20 protein-coding genes and 2 pseudogenes are annotated in these 22,689 nt (G+C 44.0%); 5 read left to right on the top strand and 17 right to left on the bottom strand.

The features are described from left to right. Position 1: 1 nt before the first annotated feature. From cysS to DEHRE_RS02230, 5 genes and pseudogenes are all read right to left on the bottom strand, one after another. Positions 2-1,465 carry a cysteine--tRNA ligase gene (cysS, locus tag DEHRE_RS02245; protein ID WP_019225193.1) on the bottom strand — a complete coding sequence of 488 codons (1,464 nt, stop codon included), beginning with the start codon at positions 1,463-1,465 and terminating at the stop codon, positions 2-4. Positions 1,466-1,484: 19 nt separating this feature from the next. Then, positions 1,485-2,942, bottom strand: coding sequence for a glutamate--tRNA ligase (gltX, locus tag DEHRE_RS02240; protein WP_019225192.1), 1,458 nt, complete (start codon positions 2,940-2,942; stop codon positions 1,485-1,487). A 107-nt stretch (positions 2,943-3,049) separates the two neighbouring features. Beyond that, a complete protein-coding gene (gene ispF / locus DEHRE_RS15600) occupies positions 3,050-3,523 on the bottom strand; it encodes a 2-C-methyl-D-erythritol 2,4-cyclodiphosphate synthase (protein ID WP_242837071.1) in 474 nt (157 codons plus the stop codon). A gap of 81 nt (positions 3,524-3,604) precedes the next feature. After that, positions 3,605-4,174, bottom strand: a pseudogene (gene ispD, locus DEHRE_RS15595) (2-C-methyl-D-erythritol 4-phosphate cytidylyltransferase); the annotation flags it as partial. 40 nt (positions 4,175-4,214) lie between these two features. Continuing rightward, entirely contained in the window at positions 4,215-5,381 is a 1,167-nt protein-coding gene (locus DEHRE_RS02230) for a PIN/TRAM domain-containing protein (protein WP_019225190.1), read from the bottom strand. A 270-nt stretch (positions 5,382-5,651) separates the two neighbouring features. Here DEHRE_RS02230 and DEHRE_RS02225 point away from each other — a divergent pair, with 270 nt between their 5' ends. Beyond that, a complete protein-coding gene (locus DEHRE_RS02225) occupies positions 5,652-6,044 on the top strand; it encodes a nucleoside triphosphate pyrophosphohydrolase family protein (protein WP_019225189.1) in 393 nt (130 codons plus the stop codon). Between the two features lie 153 nt (positions 6,045-6,197). On the opposite strand, the gene radA is transcribed toward DEHRE_RS02225, so the two are convergent. From radA to DEHRE_RS02195, 6 genes are all read right to left on the bottom strand, one after another. Then, a complete protein-coding gene (radA, locus tag DEHRE_RS02220; RefSeq protein WP_019225188.1) occupies positions 6,198-7,538 on the bottom strand; it encodes a DNA repair protein RadA in 1,341 nt (446 codons plus the stop codon). 13 nt (positions 7,539-7,551) lie between these two features. After that, positions 7,552-10,035 carry an ATP-dependent Clp protease ATP-binding subunit gene (locus DEHRE_RS02215; protein WP_019225187.1) on the bottom strand — a complete coding sequence of 828 codons (2,484 nt, stop codon included), beginning with the start codon at positions 10,033-10,035 and terminating at the stop codon, positions 7,552-7,554. A gap of 31 nt (positions 10,036-10,066) precedes the next feature. Then, on the bottom strand, positions 10,067-11,134 hold the full coding sequence (locus DEHRE_RS02210) for a protein arginine kinase (protein WP_019225186.1): 1,068 nt from the start codon (positions 11,132-11,134) through the stop codon (positions 10,067-10,069). Then, on the bottom strand, positions 11,131-11,655 hold the full coding sequence (locus tag DEHRE_RS02205) for a UvrB/UvrC motif-containing protein (RefSeq protein WP_019225185.1): 525 nt from the start codon (positions 11,653-11,655) through the stop codon (positions 11,131-11,133). Before DEHRE_RS02205 ends, DEHRE_RS02210 begins: the two co-directional genes overlap by 4 nt. Positions 11,656-11,669: 14 nt before the next feature. Next, a complete protein-coding gene (locus DEHRE_RS02200; protein WP_019225184.1) occupies positions 11,670-12,143 on the bottom strand; it encodes a CtsR family transcriptional regulator in 474 nt (157 codons plus the stop codon). A 185-nt stretch (positions 12,144-12,328) separates the two neighbouring features. Next, on the bottom strand, positions 12,329-13,093 hold the full coding sequence (locus DEHRE_RS02195) for a hypothetical protein (protein WP_019225183.1): 765 nt from the start codon (positions 13,091-13,093) through the stop codon (positions 12,329-12,331). A gap of 174 nt (positions 13,094-13,267) precedes the next feature. On the opposite strand from DEHRE_RS02195, the gene DEHRE_RS02190 reads away from it, so the two are divergent. Both DEHRE_RS02190 and DEHRE_RS02185 read left to right on the top strand, forming a co-directional pair. After that, positions 13,268-13,870 carry an NUDIX hydrolase gene (locus DEHRE_RS02190; protein ID WP_019225182.1) on the top strand — a complete coding sequence of 201 codons (603 nt, stop codon included), beginning with the start codon at positions 13,268-13,270 and terminating at the stop codon, positions 13,868-13,870. Between the two features lie 91 nt (positions 13,871-13,961). After that, positions 13,962-14,384: a putative ABC transporter permease gene (locus DEHRE_RS02185; protein ID WP_025205195.1), complete on the top strand. Its 423-nt coding sequence runs from the start codon at positions 13,962-13,964 to the stop codon at positions 14,382-14,384. A gap of 43 nt (positions 14,385-14,427) precedes the next feature. On the opposite strand, the gene DEHRE_RS02180 is transcribed toward DEHRE_RS02185, so the two are convergent. From DEHRE_RS02180 to DEHRE_RS02165, 5 genes are all read right to left on the bottom strand, one after another. Further along, complete coding sequence (locus tag DEHRE_RS02180; RefSeq protein WP_038603066.1) at positions 14,428-16,467, bottom strand: thioredoxin domain-containing protein; 2,040 nt, start codon at positions 16,465-16,467, stop codon at positions 14,428-14,430. 38 nt (positions 16,468-16,505) lie between these two features. After that, a complete protein-coding gene (locus tag DEHRE_RS15525; protein WP_084544183.1) occupies positions 16,506-16,670 on the bottom strand; it encodes a DUF255 domain-containing protein in 165 nt (54 codons plus the stop codon). 15 nt (positions 16,671-16,685) lie between these two features. Continuing rightward, entirely contained in the window at positions 16,686-18,203 is a 1,518-nt protein-coding gene (locus DEHRE_RS02175) for a recombinase family protein (RefSeq protein ID WP_025205193.1), read from the bottom strand. A 1,440-nt stretch (positions 18,204-19,643) separates the two neighbouring features. Then, a complete protein-coding gene (locus DEHRE_RS02170; RefSeq protein ID WP_025205191.1) occupies positions 19,644-20,441 on the bottom strand; it encodes a hypothetical protein in 798 nt (265 codons plus the stop codon). A 202-nt stretch (positions 20,442-20,643) separates the two neighbouring features. Further along, complete coding sequence (locus DEHRE_RS02165) at positions 20,644-20,835, bottom strand: hypothetical protein (RefSeq protein ID WP_025205189.1); 192 nt, start codon at positions 20,833-20,835, stop codon at positions 20,644-20,646. A gap of 461 nt (positions 20,836-21,296) precedes the next feature. Between DEHRE_RS02165 and DEHRE_RS02160 the strand changes: the two genes are divergently transcribed. Then, positions 21,297-21,557, top strand: a complete 261-nt coding sequence (locus DEHRE_RS02160; RefSeq protein ID WP_025205188.1) for a hypothetical protein — start codon at positions 21,297-21,299, stop codon at positions 21,555-21,557. A gap of 12 nt (positions 21,558-21,569) precedes the next feature. Then, positions 21,570-21,917 (top strand): annotated as a pseudogene (locus DEHRE_RS02155) (DNA polymerase Y family protein); the annotation flags it as partial. Positions 21,918-22,192: 275 nt separating this feature from the next. Here DEHRE_RS02155 and DEHRE_RS02150 read toward each other — a convergent pair. Then, a complete protein-coding gene (locus tag DEHRE_RS02150; RefSeq protein ID WP_156804680.1) occupies positions 22,193-22,678 on the bottom strand; it encodes a hypothetical protein in 486 nt (161 codons plus the stop codon). Between the last annotated feature and the right edge of the window lie 11 nt (positions 22,679-22,689).

Raw genomic sequence — 22,689 nt, 5'->3', positions numbered from 1 at the left:
ACTATTTCAAATACCAGCGGGCACCCTCAGGGGTATCTTCAATCACAATCCCGATTTCTTTAATCCTGTCCCTGATGAGATCCGCAGTCGTCCAGTCCTTGTTCTTACGGGCATTGGCTCTGATCTCCATCACAAGCTCCATAACCTGGGCCAGTTTTCCGGAATCCCCCTGTAAAACTTCAGCCTCGGCTTCCAGATCAAATCCAAGTATCCCAGCCAGCTCTATCAAAGTCTGTGCTGCTTCAGCCAGAGATTCAGTCTTTATAGAAACTTTGGCAAGGTACGTATTGATTCCTTTGGCCAGCTCGAATAAGGCTGCATAAGCCTGGGCCGAATTAAAATCATCGTCCATAGCCTGTTCGAAAGCATTCCTGGCCTCCAGACTGGCCTCAGCCATTTCATTATCCGCCTTCTGGTCTCGGTTCGCAGCAATGATACCGAACGTCATACCCTCTTTACCCAGCGCTTTGCCCAAGGCCTCTTTGGCCAGACGCACGCTGTTTTTCAGGCGGTCCAGTCCTTTAGAGGCCATGACCAGCTTCTCATCATCAAAATCCAGCGGACTGCGGTAGTGTGTTCCGAGCAGATAAAAACGGATAACATCTCCCGGGAATTTTCCTGTAACATCTCTGACCAAAAAGAAGTTCCCCAGCGATTTGGACATTTTCTCCTGATTAATGGTAATAAACGCATTATGCATCCAGTACCGCGCAAACTGCTGACCCTCCAGACAGCCTTCGGACTGCGCAATTTCATTCTCATGATGCGGAAAAACCAGGTCGCCTCCGCCCCCATGAATATCAAACCCAGGCCCGAGGTATTTCAAGGACATCGCTGAACATTCAATATGCCAGCCGGGCCTTCCCTTACCCCAGGGACTCTCCCAGAAAGGTTCTCCCGCTTTGGCTTTTTTCCATAGCGCAAAATCCATCGGGTTATGCTTCTTATCGTCCACCTCTACACGTGCTCCGGCCTGCATATCTTCAAGAGTCCGGCCGGACAGCTTGCCGTATCCCGGGAATTTGTCGACAGCGAAATAGACATCCCCGTCAATATTATAGGCTAAGCCCTTTTCCTCCAACCTGCGGATAATGTCAATCATCTCCGGGATATGTTCCGTGGCTCTCGGGTGGATATCGGCAGGAAGAATATTCAAAGCCTTGGCATCCGTAAAGTACTCATTAATATATTTGCCGGCCAGCGCTATCGGGTCACAGTCTTCTTCAGCCGCCCGTTTAATAATCTTATCATCGACGTCGGTAAAATTCTGGATATACGTAACGTCAAATCCTTTATGGATCAGGTAGCGCCTGATCATATCGAATACTACCAGCATCCGGGCATTTCCCAAATGAAAATAATTATACGTCGTGGGGCCGCAGGCGTACATTGAAGCCTTTCCCGGTTCCCTCGGCACAAACTCCTCTTTGCGGCGCGTGAGTGTATTATACAGTCTGATCGCCATCACGATTTCCTCCTTGTACTTACTTCGGATAAGCAGCCGTTTTCTCCAATCGCCCGTAAATATTTTCTTTGCCGAGCAGCTCCATGATCCGGTCGAGGTCAGGGCCATGCATCTGCCCCGTAAGCGCAATCCTAACCGGCATAAATACATCCTTGCCTTTCAGGTTAAGTTCTTTGGTGATCTCTTTTAATATGCTCTTGGCTGCCGGTGCGTCAAGCAGCGCAGCTTCCCGGACCTTGGCTGCAAAAAGCTGCAGCACTACCGGTACGGTATCTGCCTTCATAATCGCTTCAGCTTCCTCCGTCAGCACATCAATTTCTGTTCCAATAAAATAATGAATATAGGACTTAACCTCGCTTAAGCAGTTGATTTTTTCCTTGACGGCGTCAATAAAGCCGGTCACCCACTGCTGTTCAGCCAAAGAAAGCTCATTCGGAAAAAGTCCTTTTTCTCTCAAAAACGGCAGCACCAACCGGGCAAGGTCTGCCGAAGCAGTCTGTTTCAGGTAGTGCGCATTAATGTAGTTCAGTTTATTCAAATCAAAAACTGCCGGGCTCTTTGATACTTTTTCCAATGAAAATTCTTTCTTGAGTTCTTCGATCGTAAAAAATTCCTGCTCACCGGAAGGCGACCAGCCTAAAAGCGCGATAAAGTTCACGACGGCCTCCGGCAAATACCCTTTATGGAAATAATCCATGACAGCAGTATCCCCGTCCCGTTTGCTCATCTTCCGCCCTTCAGTATTCAAAATCAAGGAGATATGGGCAAAATCCGGTACTTTCATTCCAAGGGCCTCATAAATTAAGACCTGACGCGGCGTATTGGATAGATGTTCTTCTCCTCTGACGACATGCGTGATGCCCATCAGGACATCGTCGATGACCACGGCATAATTGTATGTGGGGATTCCATCTGATTTGACAATGATATAATCCCCGATTCCATTACTTTCAAAAATGACTTTCCCTCTGACCAGGTCATTGATCACGATATCCTGGTCTTCCGGCACTCGGAAGCGGACAACAGGTTTCCTCCCTTCCGCTTCATAAACCTGGCGCTGTTCTGCGGTCAGCGTCCGGCATTTTCCGAGATAGCGCGGGGTCTCCCCACGGGAACTCAGCTCCTGACGCTCCTGTTCCAGTTCTTCTTCTGAACAGTAGCACAGGTAAGCATGTCCGTTCTGAAGAAGCTTATCCGTGTATTCACGGTATGTATCGAGCCTTTCCGTCTGCCTGTAAGGGCCGGAATCTCCGCCGGCGTCTATTCCCTCATCCCAGGTGATCCCCAGCCAGTGCAGCGCTTTCATGATATCCTGCTCTGATTCCCGGCTCGACCGTTCCAGGTCGGTATCCTCTATCCTAAAGACGAAGGTCCCGCCTCTGCCTGCTGCAAACAAATAATTAAAAAGAGCTGACCTGGCTCCTCCGATATGCAGGGGCCCGGTCGGGCTTGGAGCAAACCTTACTTTCACCGTCATAACCGACATAACCTCATTTCTACTTCGTACTGCTTGTCTTCAGCAGGTATTAATAAAATACAAGATATTAAAAATATAAGAATAATTGCGTTTAATATTATATCAGGTCATACAGGCAAAAGACAAACGATTGCCTGGGAACTGATTCCTTCTTCTCTGCCTTCGAAGCCCAGATATTCCGTCGTCGTTGCTTTGATCGATATACAGTCCGGACTTGCGTTCAGAATCTCTGCCAGATTCTTTCTCATCTGCGCGATATAAGGCAATACTTTCGGTTTCTGAGCGACAATCACACTATCCAGATTCCCAAGCCTGTAGCCTTCACCTTGCGCAAGCTTTACAACTTCAGCCAGCAATGCCAGACTGGAAATGCCTTTGTACCGGGCATCGCTGTCGGGAAAATGTTTGCCGATATCACCAAGCGCACAAGCCCCGAGCATCGCATCCATTACGGCATGCGTCAGAACATCCGCATCAGAATGCCCCAAAAGTCCTTTGTCATGGGGAATTTCTACTCCGCCCAGAATCAACATCCGTCCCTCAACCAGTGCATGGACATCGTAGCCCAGTCCTATCTTCATTTGAGGCACCTCTCTTCTTCTGCACAGGATGGACTCCGCCCAAAGCATATCTTCAGGCGTGGTCACTTTGATATTCTCGTAACTACCTTCAACAACCCTGACCGGTAAGCCCTGCCACTCAAATAGAGAAGCATCGTCCGTGGCCAGGTACTGCTGTTCAAAGGCGAGTTTGTGTACTTTTTCTAAAAGGTTCCGGTTAAAAATCTGCGGTGTTTGAATCGCCCGAAGCTGTTCCCGCGGGGGTGTTTCCACAACCCGGCCCTGAGCATCAACCTTTTTCACAGTATCTTTCAAAGGTACAGCCATGACGGCCGCTTCGAAGTCCGCCGTTTCTTCAACAAAACGGTTCAGATTATCCAGTGTTAATAAAGGTCTGGCACCGTCATGGACGATCACGCTGTCCACCTCAGTACTTAAGGACTGAAGCGCCCGGTAAACGGATTCCTGCCTTTCAGCACCTCCCTCAACCACTGCCGTTACCTTATTTAGACTGTATTTCGCCACCAACTTTTTAATTGTCAAAATATCTGCCCTTGCCGCAGGAATAATGATCTCTTTAATTAGCGGACAAAGTTCCAGTGTTTTTAGAGTAAAAACAAGGATAGGGGTCCCGGCAAGTTCAAGCAGAAGCTTGTTGCCTTGACCCCCCATCCTTTTTCCCTGCCCAGCAGCAGGTACAATAGCCGCAATATCAGCCGAATGCATTAAACTCATGGGAAAACTCCTCAGATGATTTTTCCTGCATCCCTTTGGGTTTAGCAAAGATCATCCTACCTGCAGCAGTTTGCAGAACAGTCGTAACCAGCACGGTGGTCTGTTGCCCAATGTACCTGCGTCCTCCGTCAACGACAACCATCGTTCCGTCATCCAGATAAGCTACGCCCTGTCCAGCCTCTTTTCCTTCCTTCATTATCTGAATATACATCTCTTCGCCCGGAAGGACGACTGGTTTCACAGCATTGGCCAATTCATTGATATTTAAGACTTTTATCCCCTGAAGCTCGGCCACTTTGTTTAGGTTATAATCATTGGTCAATATCGGCGCGTCCAGAATATTCGCCAGTTTGACAAGCTTACTGTCCACTTCAGCGATGTCTTCAAAATCACCTTCGTAGATCTCGACCTTAATGATCGATTCCTTGGAAATCTGATTCAGGATATCAAGTCCTCTCCGACCCCGGTTTCTTTTCAAGGCGTCTGAAGAATCGGCAATATGTCTGAGCTCTTCCAGAACAAAACCAGGAATCAGAAGAACCCCATCTAAAAAGCTCGTTTTGACAATATCCGCAATTCTGCCGTCAATAATCACACTGGTATCAAGCACTTTATAGCCTGCAGCAGCGGATTGTTTCCCGTGTCCTTTATCCTTATTCTTTTCTTTTTCAGCACGTTCCCCTTTCAGCTTGGGTAAAAAGTTGAAAAATCCAAGAATATCATCCTTGCGATTGATCCCAATAATCAGGCCGACGTAGCCAAGTAACAAACTGATGATGACCGACAGAATCGGACCGAGAAACGGAATACCCACAAAAGTAATGCAAACCAGACGGGCAATCAGCAAACCGACAATACCCCCAAGTGAACCTCCGACCAAATCGTGAATCGGCATGCGGATAAGTCTGCTTTCCAGCCATTTGACAAGGCCAATGAAAACTTTCATGCATACAGGGGCAAGAAAGAAACCAAAAGCAGATAACACAATAAAAATAATAATATAAGTCCAGTATAAGTGAATCTCGAAACCTAATGTCTGACTAAGTTGACGAATATCAACAACCTTTAATATCAAGTAATCTACGTAAATTCCTGCTGCACCAAACAGCAGCGTAATGATGCCGCGAACAATTTTGCTAAGCATCAAATTCACCTCCCTTTTTCTATATTTTGGCTAAAAACTATTTTGTTTATACCAGGAGTCTGAAATTTCCCTGATCTGTCCCCTATGAAATTGTTTAGCGGTATTTTCCCCTGTATCTCATCATTATATCAGGTTGTATTTCTCTTTCAAAGTAAACGACAAATTATTTCAATATATCTTAATTCAAGAAATATTTCCCGATTTGATGAAATTGACAACAGCTTCAGATGCTGTCTATAATGAAATTGGCAGAAAGGAAGTGTATGTTCTATGAGTCCAATCAATAATGATTTTCAAGAAACGGTTGATGCTATGCTAATTCGACACCAAAGCATCTTGGATATTTTATCAAAAGGACAAGAGGCTTCTTCCCGGGTAAACAGGGCTATAACAAAGGCTGTGACTTCTTGCGGCTGTGTCTCAGTGGATGCCTACAAGAGCCCAATTCCGGAAAACGCTACCATATCAGATCTTAAGTTTCTCCTGAACAGTCATCTGGTAGGAAACCTTTGTTCCAACTGCCGTGAAGTTGTCGAAACCGAACTGGGAAATCAGCTTTTTTATATCTCAGCTCTTGCCAATATTCTGGGCTTGTCTGTAAACGAAATCCTGGAAAAAGAAGAAAACAGACTCAAAACACTTACTGTTTTTAATTTTAGATAGCTGAGCTTAAAAGAAGATTAAAGGATGCGGAGATATTTTCTGTCATTTTGTATATTTGTATATCAGTTACTAATGTTTACAAATCAGTGATGCCTTGGAATGACTGCCGCGGATGTCTTTTGACATCCTTTTTTATTTTGGTATCAAAATCATCTAAAAAAGAAAATCCAGTACTTCCTCAATGTTCTTAACCGGAATGATTCGGCAATCGGTCTTCCCGATACTGTCTGCATTGACTTTTGGTACCAGGCAATTTTGGAAACCAAATTTTTCCGCTTCTCTGATCCGCTGCTCAATATGAGAAACCCCTCTAATTTCTCCGGTCAAACCGAGTTCCCCGATTAAAGCCATATTTCCAAGCGGCTGATCTTTAATTCCCGACATCACAGAGGCAATAACGGCAAGATCCGCTGCCGGTTCATCCACATCGAGACCCCCGGCAATATTGACAAAAACATCCCGGGTGCCAAAAGCGTACCCGGCTCGTTTGTCCAGGACTGCCAGAAGCATCAGCAGGCGGTGGTAATCCATCCCGTTTACGGTTCTTCTCGGCGGCGCAAAGATGGACGATGTTACCAAAGCCTGGACTTCCACTAAGAGCGGCCTTGTTCCTTCCATCACGACAGCCACCCCGGAACCAGCAGATACCTGTGTATGATCGCCCATAAAAAACATGGAGGGATTTGTAACATCAGCTAGACCGCAGCCTCTCATCTCAAATACCCCAATTTCGTTGGCCGGACCAAAACGGTTTTTAACTGCCCGCAGCAGACGGAAAATATGGTGCTGATCTCCTTCAAAATACAGGACCGTATCGACCATGTGCTCCAGAACCCTGGGTCCGGCAATCGCACCCTCCTTTGTAATATGGCCGGCCAGGAAAACCGTAATCTCATTTTCTTTGGCCAGTTTCAGCAAAAAAGAAGCCCCTTCCCTTACCTGGCTGACGCTTCCGGGTGCAGACTGAACGTCTTCGAGCAGCATTGTCTGGATCGAATCAATAAAAACGACTTTATAGCCTTTGTTCAGCACCTCCGAACGTACTGCTTCCAGGGAATTATCGGCGAGTATATGTACCCGGGAAGAAGAAAGCTCCATTCTGTCAGCCCTGAGTTTGATTTGCCGGGCAGATTCCTCTCCCGACACATAAAGCACATTTTCCTTCCGGGAAAGATATTCTGCCATTTGCAGAAACAAAGTGGATTTGCCAATCCCGGGCTCCCCGCTTAATAGAACAAAGGACCCTTCGACAACCCCTCCCCCGAAAACCCGGTTAAGTTCCGGACTTCCGGTATCAAGTCTCTGCCCTTCCATCGTTTGGATTTCAGTCAGAGGGATCGCCTGAACGATCCCTCTGTGTTCTGTAGGTTTGGATTTTTCTACGCGCTCCTCAATCAGTGTATTCCATTCACCGCATCCGGGACACCTTCCAAGCCATCTCGCGCTTTCCTGCCCGCATTCCCGGCAATAGAACTTCGTCTTCGGACCTGCCAAAATCCCTTCCCCCTTAGACCTTTTCCAGTTTCTTTCCGCCCTTTTTCTTGACGGCAGCGGGTTTCACAAAAACGACTTCTTTGTCGGAAAGTTCGACCTTAATCATATCGCCTGCGTTATAAGTTCCTTCAAGAATCTTTTCAGACAGAGGATCCTCAATCATTTTTTGGATAGCCCTCCGTAAAGGACGCGCCCCATAAGTCGGATCATTACCCTCTTCTGCCAGATGCTCCAGAACCTCATCATCCAGGACCAGTTCAAGTTCCTGCTCTTTTAGTCGTTTGCTGACATCCTTGATCAGGATTTTGGTAATCTTCACAAGATCGTCTTGCTTGAGCGGATGGAATACCACCATTTCATCCACTCTGTTCAAAAATTCCGGACGAAAAGTCTTCTTAAGTTCCTCCATGATCCTGGAACTCATGGATTTATATTCGCTTTCTTCGTTTCTTCCGGAGACAAAACCCAGAGATTCTTTTTTGAGGAAAGAAGCTCCGACGTTGGACGTCATAATCAATACGCAGTTGCGGAAATCCACAAGCCTTCCCTTAGAATCCGTGAGCCTGCCGTCTTCCAGTACCTGCAACAGAATATTAAACACTTCAGGATGGGCCTTCTCTATTTCGTCAAACAGAATGACGCTGTATGGTTTCCTGCGGACCGCCTCCGTAAGCTGACCACCTTCATCATGACCGACATATCCCGGAGGCGAACCTACCATCCTGGATACGGCATGCTTTTCCATATATTCGGACATATCAACTCTGATCAACGAATTTTCATCCCCAAACAGAGATTCAGCCAAAGACCTCGCCAGCTGGGTTTTTCCGACTCCTGTCGGTCCGAGGAAGATAAACGAACCAATGGGCCGCTTAGGGTCTTTGAGTCCCGCCCTGGCCCGTCTGATCGAACGGGCAACAGCCGTGACTGCCTCGTCCTGTCCGATCACGCTGTCATGCAGAAGGGATTCCAATTTCAAGAGTCTGAAGCTTTCTCCTTCTTCCAGTTTATTCAGTGGGACTCCTGTCCAACTTGATACGATTCTGGAGATATCCTCTGGCCCCACGACCATCCGGTCCTTTTCTCGGCTTTCCTCCCAGTTCTTACGAATCTCGCTGAGCTTTTCGCGTTTCTTTTGCTCTTCGTCTCTGATTTCGGCAGCCTTTTCGAATTCCTGCCTTTTTACGGCTGCTTCTTTTTCTTTCTTCAGATTTTCGATTTCTTCCTCCAGCTCTTTCAAATCCGACGGTGCCGTAAAACTGTGAATGCGAACTCTGGATGCAGCCTCATCAATTAAATCGATGGCTTTATCGGGCAAAAATCTGTCGGAAATATACCTGTCGGACAAGCGCGCTGCCATATCAATTGCCTCATCGGATATCTTCACCCTGTGATGGGCTTCATACTTGTCCCTTAAGCCCTTCAGAATGGCCACGGTTTCCTCAACTGTAGGCTCTCCTACCTTAATCGGTTGAAAACGTCTTTCCAAGGCTGGATCACGTTCAATATGCTTACGGTATTCATCGAGTGTCGTTGCTCCGATACATTGCATTTCTCCTCTGGCCAGAGCCGGTTTCAGAATATTGGCTGCGTCAATGGCTCCTTCGGCAGCCCCCGCTCCGATCAGGGTATGGAGTTCGTCGATGAAGACGACCACGTTGCCCGCCAGCCGGATTTCTTCCATGACTTTTTTCATTCTCTCTTCAAATTCACCGCGATATTTTGTCCCTGCTACCATCGAAGAAAGATCGAGTGTTACAACCCGTTTATCGACAAGGATCTCCGGCACTTGGTTGTTAACAATCCTTTGGGCCAAACCCTCGGCGATGGCCGTTTTTCCGACCCCGGGTTCTCCAATCAATACAGGGTTATTCTTCGTCCGGCGGCTCAGCACCTGAATGACTCTTTCAATCTCATTTCCCCGGCCGACGACGGGGTCAAGCTTCCCTTCAGCGGCCATAACCGTCAAGTCCCGTCCGAACTCGTTTAAAGTCGGTGTTCCACCTGCCTGTCCGGGTTTGCTGTTATTCGCGGCGGAACTTCCGGGCATTGATGTGCCTTCGGTTTCTCCTCCCAGGAGCTCTACAACCTGCTCCCATATTTTTTCCGGGCTGATCTTAAGATCCGCCAGGACTCTCGCAGCAATTCCTTCTCCCTCAATGATCATGCCAAGCAGAATGTGCTCGGTTCCGATATAATTGACCCCCTGGCGTTGAGCCTCTTCGGTGGCAAGCTGAATCACGCGCTTCACTCGCGGAGACAATCCGACCTCTCCGCTGATAGGGGTTCCTACGCCAATGATCTGGGTAATCTTTGCGCTTACCTTGTCAGGATCCAATCCAATCCCGGTCAGCGCCTTCGCGGCAACTCCTTCTCCTTCTTCAATCAAAGCCAAAAGAATATGCTCAGTCCCTATAATCTTATGGCCCATGCGTTTGGCAATCGCCTCAGCAAGCATAAATACTTTTTCTGCCTTTTGCGTAAATTTTCTTGACATTTTGATCCTTCCTTTCCAAATCTATCGGCGTTTAATTTACATTCTCACTCATTTTGTGATGATAGATTCCACGCACAAAATTAGCTCTTTCTGCGTTAATATGATAAGCATCCAGCTGCTTATTGAGATTATATTGCAGACATCCCTGCATTGAGTTAATCAAGACAGACACGAAACCTGCAGAAACTCTAGATAAAATGCCCATATCAATGCCCAGCCGGTCCTCCGATAGAAGTGAATAGATCTCTTCCGTTTCAAGGATCCTGACATTTTCCAAAGTCCCCCGGGCCCTCCATACTTTGTCTTCGACGATAAGCGGAGATTCTTTGCGAATAACTTCCCGCATCTGGACTTCCCGTTCCATCAGCTGCCGCGTCACCGCATCAAGATGCGTTAAGGTGTCCTCTTCACTCTTGCCTAAAGTAACCTGGTTGGATATCTGAAAGATATTTCCGAAGGGCCTGGAGCCTTCACCGTACAGACCGCGTACTGCCAACCCAAGCGAAGTCAGGGCACCCAGAACCTGCTGGACCTGATTGGTCAGCACCAGGGCTGGCAAGTGAACCATCACGGATACTCTCAGGCCGGTTCCAACATTGGTGGGGCAAGTCGTCAAATAGCCAAGCTTTTCTTTATAAGCAATATCCAGATGCGCTTCCAGATGATCATCGACCAATCCTGCAAGATGCCAAGCTTCCCTGAGGCTGTTCCCCGGCATCAGCACCTGAATTCTCAGGTGATCTTCTTCATTGACCATGACTGCAATTTTATGGCTTTCGGACAAGGCCAGACCGCGTGCATATTCAGTCTCGTTAAAACCCGGGCTGACCAGATGCTTTTCAATCAATACCTTCTTCTCCACCGGAATAAGCATTTTCAATGGAATATAAACAAGCTTTTCCCCTTCAGCGGTAAAACCGTCCAGGACGCCGGAAATCTGTGCTTCAATTTTTTCGGCATCATCATGGGACATGACGTGAGGGAAAGGATTGTCCGCGATATTTCTGGCCAGTCTGATCCTGGAACTCAGTACAATCGGAATGTCCAGGGTATCCTTCATCCAGAAGCTGTCTTTGGCAAGCAGTTCCCGATAAGTCATTTGCTTTCACCTCCGACAGTATTCTCCATTTCTTTAATCCGGTCTCTTAATATAGCTGCCTCTTCAAACTTTTCTGCTTTTACTAGCTCCAAGAGTTGTTCTTTCGATTTGACTATTTCCTGTTTGTTTCGGAACGAAGCGCCTCGTCTTACCGGCACTTTCCCGACATGCATCCCTCTTCCATGGATCCGGCGCAGGAGCATTTCCATTTGGGGCTCAAATTCATCGTAACATTTGCTACAGCCCATTTTCCCGGCTTGCTGTATCTGGGAAAAAGTTCTTCCGCACCCGGGACATTTTCCGGGCTGACTGTCTACGATCGTCTGATCATACTGTCCTGCCGGATTTACCCCAAATAATGCCTGTAAAAAATCCGATACCATTCCAGGGTAGAGATTGAAGCCGGTACCAGGCGCTTTCTGAGCACATTCCTGGCAAAGATGAAGCTGCGCCGCCTGTCCATTAATGATTTTGGTCAGATGAACCACAGCCTCCCGTTGTTGACAGTTCTGACAAAGCATTGCTATTCCCCCGATCAATCATTAACATCGTCCCGGCACATATTCGCCAGTATTTCTTTCATCATACGGGCCCTAAGCGTAGAAGGCAAATTCGTCACTCCAGCCAAAAGCCGGTCGGAAAAAATCGTTTTTACCAGGATTGCTTCTCTTTTGGTGAACAGCTCTTCTTCTCTGAGTCTGTCCACAAGATTGTTAGCCCGATCCTGGGAAAGGTCATCCCCAATGAGTTCCGACATGAGTCTCTGGAATTTACCCTCAGGATCAAGTCCCAGCCTAACAATCCTTAAATATCCGCCGCCGCCTCTTCTGCTTTCAACAAGATAGCCGCGTTCTGCAGTAAACCTCGTTGTAAGAACATAGTTAATCTGGGAAGGAGCACATGAAAAGAAATCAGCAAGATAACCTCTTTGCAGGACAATATACCCAACTTCGGCCTGCTCTATAATCTTCTTGAGGTACTCCTCGATTCTGTCCGCCAAATTACTCATCGTCATCCATCCTTATTTCAATGTTGACCTTTGCTGACTTTATGACCTTTTTTGACCTTCGTAACTATTTTAACCCTTTTTGATCATTTTGAAAACTATTTTATTAAAAAAAACCTATCCGAAGATAGGTTTTTTTGCTCGCTGACTATAAAAAATTCAACATTGCTGTACTTAGCGAAAAGTCCTCAATCGCTGATAAAGAAATACCACAAACCGAAGGTGACCGCTGCAACAATCACAACCAGAATAACAAGCTTTAGTCCACCAAAGCCGCGTTTCTGTTCGAACTCAAAATCTAAGTCATCGTCATCGTCCGCACTCGGGTCATTTTTACTGTTCATGATATAACTATTTAAATCAGAAAAGCGGCTTCTTTCTTCCGCCCCTACTTCTGTTTCCTCCAGAGTACCCAGATCTGTCGGGTTCATAGCGGTATCTTCTGCGTTGTAGGCTTCATCAGCTTTATTCAAATCATCCGCTGCCTCAGTATCAGCAAGCGGGCTGAAGCTGTCCGGACTTGTTTCCGCCGGATTTTTCATTTCATTAAAGTCATCTTCCAGGGAAGCCGCTTGGGAGATAAACAGTCTTTGCAGTTCATCCTGCCCCGAATTTTGATCACCAAGCAAAATCGTTCTGATCTCCTCATTGTCTTCATCCGAATCTCCGGCAAAAACAGGCCCTGCTTCCGCTTGATCCTCTTCCGGAGACTTCCCGGCCGTCCGGCCATATTCTCCGTTGGTCTGGTCAAATTCCCCGGTGTTCTGGTCATACTCGTCAATAGCACCGTCATTAATATCAGCCTCATCTTCAAGACTAAGCTGCCTTCTGATGCTTTCCGCATTTTCCTCGGACAGTTTGGGCTCTATATCTTTCCAATACAAGCCTCCCTCCAACAACTGCCGGAGTTCCTCAGGATCGAGCCAAATCTCTTTTTTCTTATCATTTTTCATTCTTATATTTCCCCCACAGGTTGAAAATTCAGTCGATTAAAGTATTATTTAGTAGTTCTACAAAGAAATTATTTATCCTTCGTGCCGTATTTCCCAATTTAGATAAAATTTGCATCTTCTCTTTTTCAGGATAAAATAGGATTAATAACTTTGATTAGAGAAAGAAGGAATCATATGCCGTCTCTTTATCCGGAATTTAAGTTTTGTCCCGTGTGTTCTGCCGCCCTGGAGTATAAACTAATTGAAGACAAAAAGAGGCAAAGCTGCCCGGCCTGTGACTATATCCACTGGGGGGAATACTCCCTGGGCGTAGGCGGTCTTTTGCTTCAAGACGACAAAGTACTCCTCGTCCAAAGAGCGCATAACCCCGGTAAAGGAAGATGGACTATTCCCGGCGGCTATGTAGAACAGAATGAAAAAATTGCCCAAGCGGTTGTCAGGGAAGTCCGCGAGGAAACCGGCATCCTGTCGAAGCCTGTAAGCATTCTGGCAGTCCGCGATTACCCTGAAGATATCCCGAACGTGAAACACAATATTTATATTGTCTTCTTTCTTCGCGGTCTGGGCGGTCAATTAAAACATGATCCGGTCGAGGTAATCCAGGCCGGTTTCTACTCGCTCGAAGATTGTCGTAATTTACCTATCGCCCCGATGAGTCTTGAAGTGATCACAAAAGCAATCGAACACACTGGAAAAGAGAATCCTTTCCCAGGACTAATTCACAAAGAAGGAGTCCCCGTATTCGGTGCGCTTTCCGAACTATTCACTTTTATCTAAGAATAGTTAAGATTAGGGTTAACCATGGTACTAATTATTAAGGGATATTTTACAATAAGTAAAATATCCCTCCCTGTCACAAACTATGATCATGCTAAAACGATATTTATTTTACGGGCTGATGGGCTGGAGCCTCGAAATAATCTGGACAGGACTTGATTCTTTTGTCCACGGGGATTTCCGGCTGATGGGCTTTACCAACCTTTGGATGTTCTTTATATATGGTTCCGCTGTTATTCTTGAACCTTTGCACGATTTGATTTCAGAGTGGAGGTGGCCGCTGAGGGGACTCGTTTGGCTCACAGCAATCTGGGGGATAGAATATACAAGCGGTCTGTTTCTGCTTAAAATTCTGGGGGTCTATCCGTGGCGGTATACGGATCCGCTGGCGATAAACGGACTTATTACGCTGAGCTTTGCGCCGGTGTGGTTTGCCGGCGGTCTTCTCTTTGAGCGAGTCCATCGGAAACTTGATGCTTTTGTCGTACTCACAAATAGATACACGGAAAGGTAACAAGCATCGGAAAGATAAAGTACGACGACGCATCAAGGCAGTACTATTCCGTCAAGATTTTTGCTAATTCTTCGGGGGTATTTACAGGCTCCCTGCAGGCAAAATCCCTGCAGACATAAACACAAAGAGTCTCACTGACAGGGTAATCTTGCATTCTCGGGATCACCTGCGCTAATGAACCGTCATTATAGGCCACGACAGCATGCGGATGAAAGTCTTTAAAAATGACGGCCTGCATTTTTTCTAATTCTTCATTACCGGCCGATCCGGACAATACCAGTTCCTCGCCCTGACTTAAGGCGTATTGGATTGCCTGAAGGAAAGCGGTGTATCCAGGAGGGTAGTCCTCAACAGCGTTTCGGAACGAATTAAGTTGTCTTTCGGCCAGTTCCTGCCATTTGGATAGGCCGGTAAGTCTCCACAGCCTCACTAGATTGCAGGCGCTCATCGAGTTCCCGGAAGGCATCGCACCGTCATAGATCTCCTTGGGCCTGAATAGCAGTTCTTCAGCATCTCTTCCGGTAAAATAATATCCGCCGTTTGTTTCATCCCGGAATAGTTTTTCCTGTTCTTCCTGCAGATGTATAGCCTGCTCCAGATATACTGTTTTTCCACACGCCATATAGAGTTCCAGCAGCCCATCAACCAGAAAAGCATAATCGTCAAGATAACCAGGTATACCTGCCTCACCATTCCTGTACCGGGCGAGCAGTCTGCCGCGTGAATCAAACATCCTGGCCATGATAAAGCCTGCGGCATTTTCTGCAGCCAGAAGTAGGCTCACTCTGTCGCTTCTCCAGGAGAGATCGCCTGCGAGCACCTGCACTCCTTTGGCTAGAGCACTGATCATCAAACCGTTCCAGGAAACCAGGATCTTATCATCTTTTGCTGGACGGGCCCTTTTTTCTCTCGCCTTAAACAGAATAGCATTGCAGAGGTTCAGCAATTCGTCGAGTTCATCTCCGGTCAAACTGCAGCGAAAAGCCAGATCGTCTCTGCCACTGAAGATTTGTGAAGGAATGTTTTTCCCTTCATAATTGCCTTCTTCCGTAATTCCATAAGCATCACAGTAGATTTCCACAATTTCTTCCGGTTGATTTAGAAAAGGTTCAAATTTATTTTTTGCATCTTTTGCTTTTTGAAGAAGTTCGATCCCTTCCTGCAGCGTTTTTCTGATTTCATCATTAGACCAAAGATAGTATTTGCCCTCTTCACCCTCGGAGTCTGCATCTTCTGCACAATAAAAGCCTCCTTCCGGAGAAGTCATATCGCGCAGAACATACCCAAATATATTTTGTGCAACCCGGCGGTATTTTTCCTTTTTGGTTTTCTGATAAGCTTCCAAATACACAAGGGCCAGACCGGCGTTGTCATAAAGCATTTTTTCAAAATGGGGAACCAGCCAGTAACGGTCTGTGCTATAGCGTGCAAAGCCAAACCCGATATGATCGAAGATCCCTCCGTCAGCCATGCTGTCCAATGTTTTTTCAACCATTACCAGTGCTTTGCTCTGTGGCTCTTCCATTGAATACCGCAATAAAAAACCCAGGTTATGGGGAGCCGGGAATTTCGGAGCACTACCGAATCCCCCGTATCGTGAATCAAACTTGTCTTCCTGCAGTGCATATCCTTTGTCCAGTACGTTTTTACCCCAGACAGCTATATCACCGCTGTCTTTTTCTTTCTCTGTAAATGGCAGGGTCTGCTTGTTCTTTGGCACGGCAGACGTGGCGTTTTTATCCCCACGATAATGCCTGGTAACTGTTTCGTAAAGTTCCGCTGCCGTTTGGATGACTTTATCTTTCTCTGTCTGCCACAGCTCACCTACCTGACTCAGAATATCCATGAGGCCGGGACGTCCGTAATGGCTGTGTTTCGGGAAATACGTTCCGGCAAAGAAAGGCTGTTTATCCGGCGTCATCAGCACAGTCAGTGGCCAGCCGCCTGCTCCGGTCATCATCTGACAATAGGTCATATACAACTGATCAATATCCGGTCTTTCTTCGCGATCCACCTTAATCGGAATATAACTGCGGTTCAGTATTGCGGCGACTTCTTCATCCTCAAAAGATTCCCGTTCCATGACATGACACCAATGACATGTACATAAAATCATGTAAGTCAGCTATACCCAATAGAAAGGAAAATCGGCTTATCCTCGGCTTTTGCTTTTGCAAAAGCTTCATCACTCCAGGGGTACCAATCCACCGGGTTATTAGCGTGCTGGAGCAGGTAAGGCGACTTTTCGTTTACCAATCTATTGGGTATTTTTTTATCTGACAACATAGGGCATCACCTCCCTTATTTGAAATCAATTTTTATCTCTATAGTATCTCTTTCCCGTAAATAAATAATACCATTAATGATGGTTCTATACAGATCGTTTCGCTGCGCATTTTCCGTGACAGCAGTAATGCTGTCTAAAAAAGCAGATAATTTTTTTTGCCGTTCTTCTTTCGTTATTTTGTCTGTAGAACGATATTGCCTTTTCAGTTCATATATCTCAGATTTAAGCTGCTCAATAGATTTTTGCCATTTCTCTTTACGCAATAACCATTCATGACGGGTATAATCGCCAAGCTCATAGGCGTCATTAACAAGCTCTAAAGCCCTTTTATGCTTTTGCAGCGTAATTTCTTTTTCCAAAATTAATTCTTGCATAATCTCAGCCTTTTCGGCATCTTCTGAATCAAACGATATAAGATAGTTATCGTTATATTTTTTTATCTCATCAATTGAGAACTTTTCCAATATATCTACTGAGATACCCTTATTACCGCATTTTTTCCCAAAGGCGTCAATAAACCAGCATGGCTTTACAAACACTTTTTCTTCAGTCATATTAAAAGTAAGATTATGTCCGCACTTAGCACACTTAATTAAACCGGTTAATGCATGCTTTTGCTTACGTCCTGCAACAGGAACACTATTTCGCTGATGTATAAGCGTCAAAATTCGATCATGCTCTTCCTGCGTTTTAACCGGCTCATGGCAATTTTCTACGATAACCCAATCACATTGCGGAATGATTTTATATGGCTTTGCATTCGGCCGCTTATTTTTGTGAGCATCCCCCTGCGTCTTATTGCTTATAATTTTGCCCAGGTGAGTTTCATCAACCAGAAGCCTTTGAATAGTAACATTACTCCAATAATTGCCTTTGATCGTTAAAATTCCCCTTTGGTTAATATTTTCCGCAATTTTTTTAGGGTCAATACCTTTTAGCGCTTGCTCAAGCATATCACGGTATATAGAGAGCTTGTCATCATCAACAACAAGCCCTTTTTTATTTACTTTATTTTTATAAGTTTGATAAACATATGGAAAAGGGGGAATCCCGTTTGTCCATTGCCCTCGCCTTGCCCCGATTTTTTTGCCTTGGCGCAGCCTCTTCGTTATCATTTTATATTCCTGACGCGCAAAAAAGCCTTTAAAATCTGCGTATGTATCATCAACATCATCGTTTAAATCGAAGATTTTATCCGGAGTAATAATGAAGGTATTGGATTTTTGAAACGCTTTTTTAATCCGGTCTTGTTCTCCGAGATCGCCCCGGCCAAGCCTGTCATATTCAACAACACATACAGCATCGTACACACCTTCCTCAACTTCGTTCAGAAGCTTGCAAATCTTCGGACGCATATCGATGCTGTCGGATGTTCCGACCTCCAGGTATTCAACATATTTGAAATTGTTTCTTTTGCAGAGATCGATAAGAACCATGCGATGTTTTTCCAGATCTTCCATGTTTTCCGCACGTGATTTTCTGATATATATAGCTACATACCGAATAATGAATTTTTTGCTCTCAATATCCAATATGATCACCTCCCAGAAAAATGCCTTTGTGAATATTATCAATTAGAACAAGAACAGAATCAAAGGTGCCAAATTTAGATTAACTTAGTTTGACAGTTTTGCTGTCATAGACTGGATTAATCGCTTTATTCAACTCTTTGCTAGTCAGGAGTTGATATAGTTTTCTCTGAAAACTCTTGAGTGCCTGATCAGATGGTTTATTTGACACAATAGTTATTTTCAACTGGCTATCGTTGTACATAAGGCGCCTCCCACGTTGCTCAAATGGTATAAGGCCTTAGGGTATGCCTGTGTTTTGATAACGTATTTACGCTTATTCAGGCATACCCTATGCCATATTCTGTTTTGGTTTATTAAGGTCATTGGTTTTATCCGGCAGACGGCGGTTGACCGTCTCATAGGAATTTCACCTCCCCGTCAGTGACCGGGGCGCACTCTGGGACTTAACCTCGACTGCACGCAAGTATCATAATCCCTCCGTATGTGTCATGGCCATAAATGCTGCCAACATTTATTTATTGCACTGGTATTAATCGCTTCCACCTTACCTTCATCAACTCATTAATTACATTGATCCTTTATTTGCAATCCGAGCATTACCGGAAAGGTGATCATGGCGTACCTGCAATCTGGCTTTCCTTTTACAGGACATACGGGGAAAATACCGGATATAACACATATTCAATTTCCAAAGACCTCCGAGGGGGTAGAATACATCCCTCTATTAATCAGCAGATTTTTTTGCTGTTTGTACCCCCCCTTCGAAAAATATTTTTGGGAAATTTTCAATATTTTTTGCGGTTAATGATTGGGGTGAGATACCCGGCTTTTACTTCCTACTTAAAATCTATTAGTTTGTTCAATTCTATAGTGTTTTGGAAATGCAAAAACACCGCAGATGCGGTGTCTATGTTTCTGATAGAGCTGGTCGGGATCGAACCTACGACCCAAGGCTTATGATATGATGAAACCATTTCTTTAACCGGTACAAAGTTGCTTCATCCGCCGGTATATCCGATGACTGTGCTTCTGTAAGCACTTACTCAATGTATGCAAATTAAACGCTTCACAATGAAATTTCTAATTGAGAGTGGTTTGAGGGATGTTGCATCCACACGCCCCACATGCACATTTTATCCAGTTACATGCAGGACATTTCTTATGTGTTAAAGTTGAAAGTTTAGTTTTACAACTCCAACATTTAGCTTCTCTTTGATGAAGATTCTTGACTCCTTTTTTGAATGTCAAATTGATCCATTCATTTAAAATTTCATTACATCTATTACACTCTTTCTCAGATACTTTTTTTTCATTTCCACAGTGGCATAAATCATAATCTTGGTTCATATAATTTCCTTCTTCTACTTTATTTTTTTCATATTATTAAGCGCGAGTAACACAAATCCATCCTATCTGAATACTCAAGTAACCAAACTAGTTTCATAATTCGATTAGCTTTAGAATATATCCAAAATACTCTTTTTGTTTATCAATTGCCGAAATAATTCTTCTTATGTATTCCGGTCCTTGAGACAAGGATAAATTTAAATCAACCTTTGACGTTAAATTTTCCATATACGACAGAAATTTATATGGATCATTAAAAATAGAATCATCTTGAGAATCTCCATGAGTTCTTGACGCAACCCCTTGAATGATATTAGGTTTAATAGATTCAGCAATCTCGCGCTGAATATATTCCATCTCCTCGTCAAAAATAAAAATATTACTAGCATCATCATTATCAACAGTCAAAAATAGAACTTTTAACCTGTCCTCACTCGAAGTAAAATAAAATGCAAGTGCTAGACTTATGCTGTTTTCAAAGTCTTCTATACTTAAAAAATAATCATAAAATACATTGACCTTAATATCATTTTGCGGATGATTAATATGGTAAAACATGACCGATAACATTGTAATACAGTCATTATATGTTATCTTTCTATTCCCTAAAAACACCTCTAAATCAATTTTTCCTCCAAAAAAATCATAAAATATATTACATGCATATTCACTTACTTTTCCAGTTCGACAGTAATTATTAAATGTCCCAGATCTAAGACTTGCCGATGTATCATAACGTTCCCTCGTAGTAAAAGTAATTATTTCTTCTAAAGTTGTTTTAAAAGTTTTAGCTGCAATTTTCATTAAGTTTCTCAAACAAGAATAATTCTTAATTGCAGTAGTTTCATTATCAAGGGTTGCAATAATTCTTTGACTGTATTTTTTATCCATTTTAACTCCTTTCTAAATTAACAGAATATACTTTATTAGCAGATTAACTTATCTCCGTTGTAATTATTATAAATTGAATAACACTTTTTATTTTTATAAACTTTTTTCGGAATACCTACTTTAGGCATCAGCCAATCCAAGTCTTTGGTTAATATTGTAACTATTTCATTATCCCTAACAATTATAATAATAGGATCGTTTTTTATCGGATCAAAGGCAATATAATATTTGTTCTTTTTTTGTTATGAATTATGTTTACTAGTTTCGATGCAACTTCAAGAGTAACTTCATATGATTCTTCTATCATATTTTTTATTTCTTTATTATTTTTCACAGAATCGAGGCTAAGTCTCAGGGATAACCTTTCAAATGCATGGCTGCTTACTTTTAACATTTTTTCAGATACCTCCTATATAATAATTTTTAAGCACAACCACATAATAGCTCTCTTTTGATGTTGTGTCAATATTAAATGCGCATTTATATATTGAATTCGCTTTTAATATTGACACAACATCATTACGTATTGTATTTACACAATTATAATAAGAAAAGTCCTTGAGCTCTTTGTGAGTTTAGTAATTAGAATCCAATGTAACCTTTTATGTTGAATTCGATTTAGATTTAGATTTATATCTTTCTTTCTTTTTTAGAATTTTAGCTGTCTAAATTCAAATATACATAACAAGTCTCCTCACGGCTCTCCAACTTTTATATATTTTCTCATCAGTAAGACACAATATTAATTCTTTAACTAATATTACCATCCCAAAATGTTGTATTAAATTCAAGTCAAATGTATAATCTATAATACGAACATACGTTCTGGAGAATAACGTTTTAGGTGGGATCTTCATGAAAACTGTTATGAAACCGATTGAAGTGATAGCATCCTTCAAAGTTGACGGAATGTCTACACCGTTAAAATTTAGAATTCAGGAACAAGACTCCCCTACCATCATTAAAGTGGAACATGTCTGTTTTCGGTCTGAGGATAAACTCGCAGGCAATAAAATGATTACGTTTCAATGCCAGAGTACGATTAACGGATTATTAAAAGTCTTTGAATTGAAATTTGAGCCAAGTACCGGCAAATGGTTTTTGTTCAAAATATAGAGGTGACTTCTTTTGAGCAGGCGTATCATTTTTCACGTCGACGTCAATTCAGCATATCTGTCCTGGGAAGCCGTCCACCGACTCCAACACGGTGATCCTTTGGATTTACGAACTGTACCTTCTGTTGTCGGGGGCAACCCTGAAACCAGACACGGAATTATTTTGACGAAGTCGATTCCCGCCAAAAAGTATGGTATCAAAACCGGGGAATCGGTTTATGAAGCGAAGGCAAAGTGCCCTAAACTGATTATTGTTCCGCCAAATTATCTTTTATATATGCAATGCAGTACGGCCTTTGGAGATATTCTCCGGGAATACTCCCCTCAAGTGGAGCAGTACTCAATTGATGAATTATATGTAAAAAGTGGATAGGCACATTTGGTTAATCTGAGCTGCACTCGGCATTACATACAATTATGCCTATCAGATATAGGCATAATTGTCTCAGGTCCTCTATTCTACAACTACTTTAGACCTAAAAGGGGTGATCAACTTGGAAGGTAAACGCATTATCATGCACATTGACGCGAACTCCGCATATCTGTCATGGACTGCTGTTTATAGGCTCCAGCATGGTGACTCTCTGGATTTACGAACTGTGCCTATAATGGTCTAAGAAAACTCGACAAGATTTTTTAGACCATTATACTTCCGTCTGCACTGGTTACAGCCACAACATCCCCATGGACATTGTAATGATAGTAGTACCAGGCGTTGGAACCGGGATTAGTAATATTGTAGTTCATGCTTACAGCCAGCGGTTCTCCTCCTGGCGAGTTGATATACAACGCATGCAGGATGTTGTCAGCGTCGCCGCTCTTGGTCTCGTACAAGACGCTGCCGTTCCCATAATGGTAGGTGATCGTGCTGCCGCCTGTTGTTTTGGTCAGTCTCTGTCCCTGGGAATCGTAAGTGTAAGTCGCTATTGTCTGATTGCTGCCATCCTTGACTTCCATTGTTGCTTTGTGTAATACTGTTGGTCTTGCTCTCAATAACCTGCCCGGCATCATTGTACTTAAATTCGTCCCCGGTATTATTGGGGTTTGTTCTGGAAATAAACTGTCCGCCTTCGTCAAAGTATAGGCTGAATTGTTTGCCTGCGGCAGTGATGGTCTTAACAAGATTGTTGCTT

Source organism: Dehalobacter restrictus DSM 9455 (genome assembly GCF_000512895.1).
GTDB classification, from domain to species: Bacteria; Bacillota; Desulfitobacteriia; order Desulfitobacteriales; family Syntrophobotulaceae; genus Dehalobacter; species Dehalobacter restrictus.
This window is presented reverse-complemented; position numbering and strand designations above follow the sequence as displayed.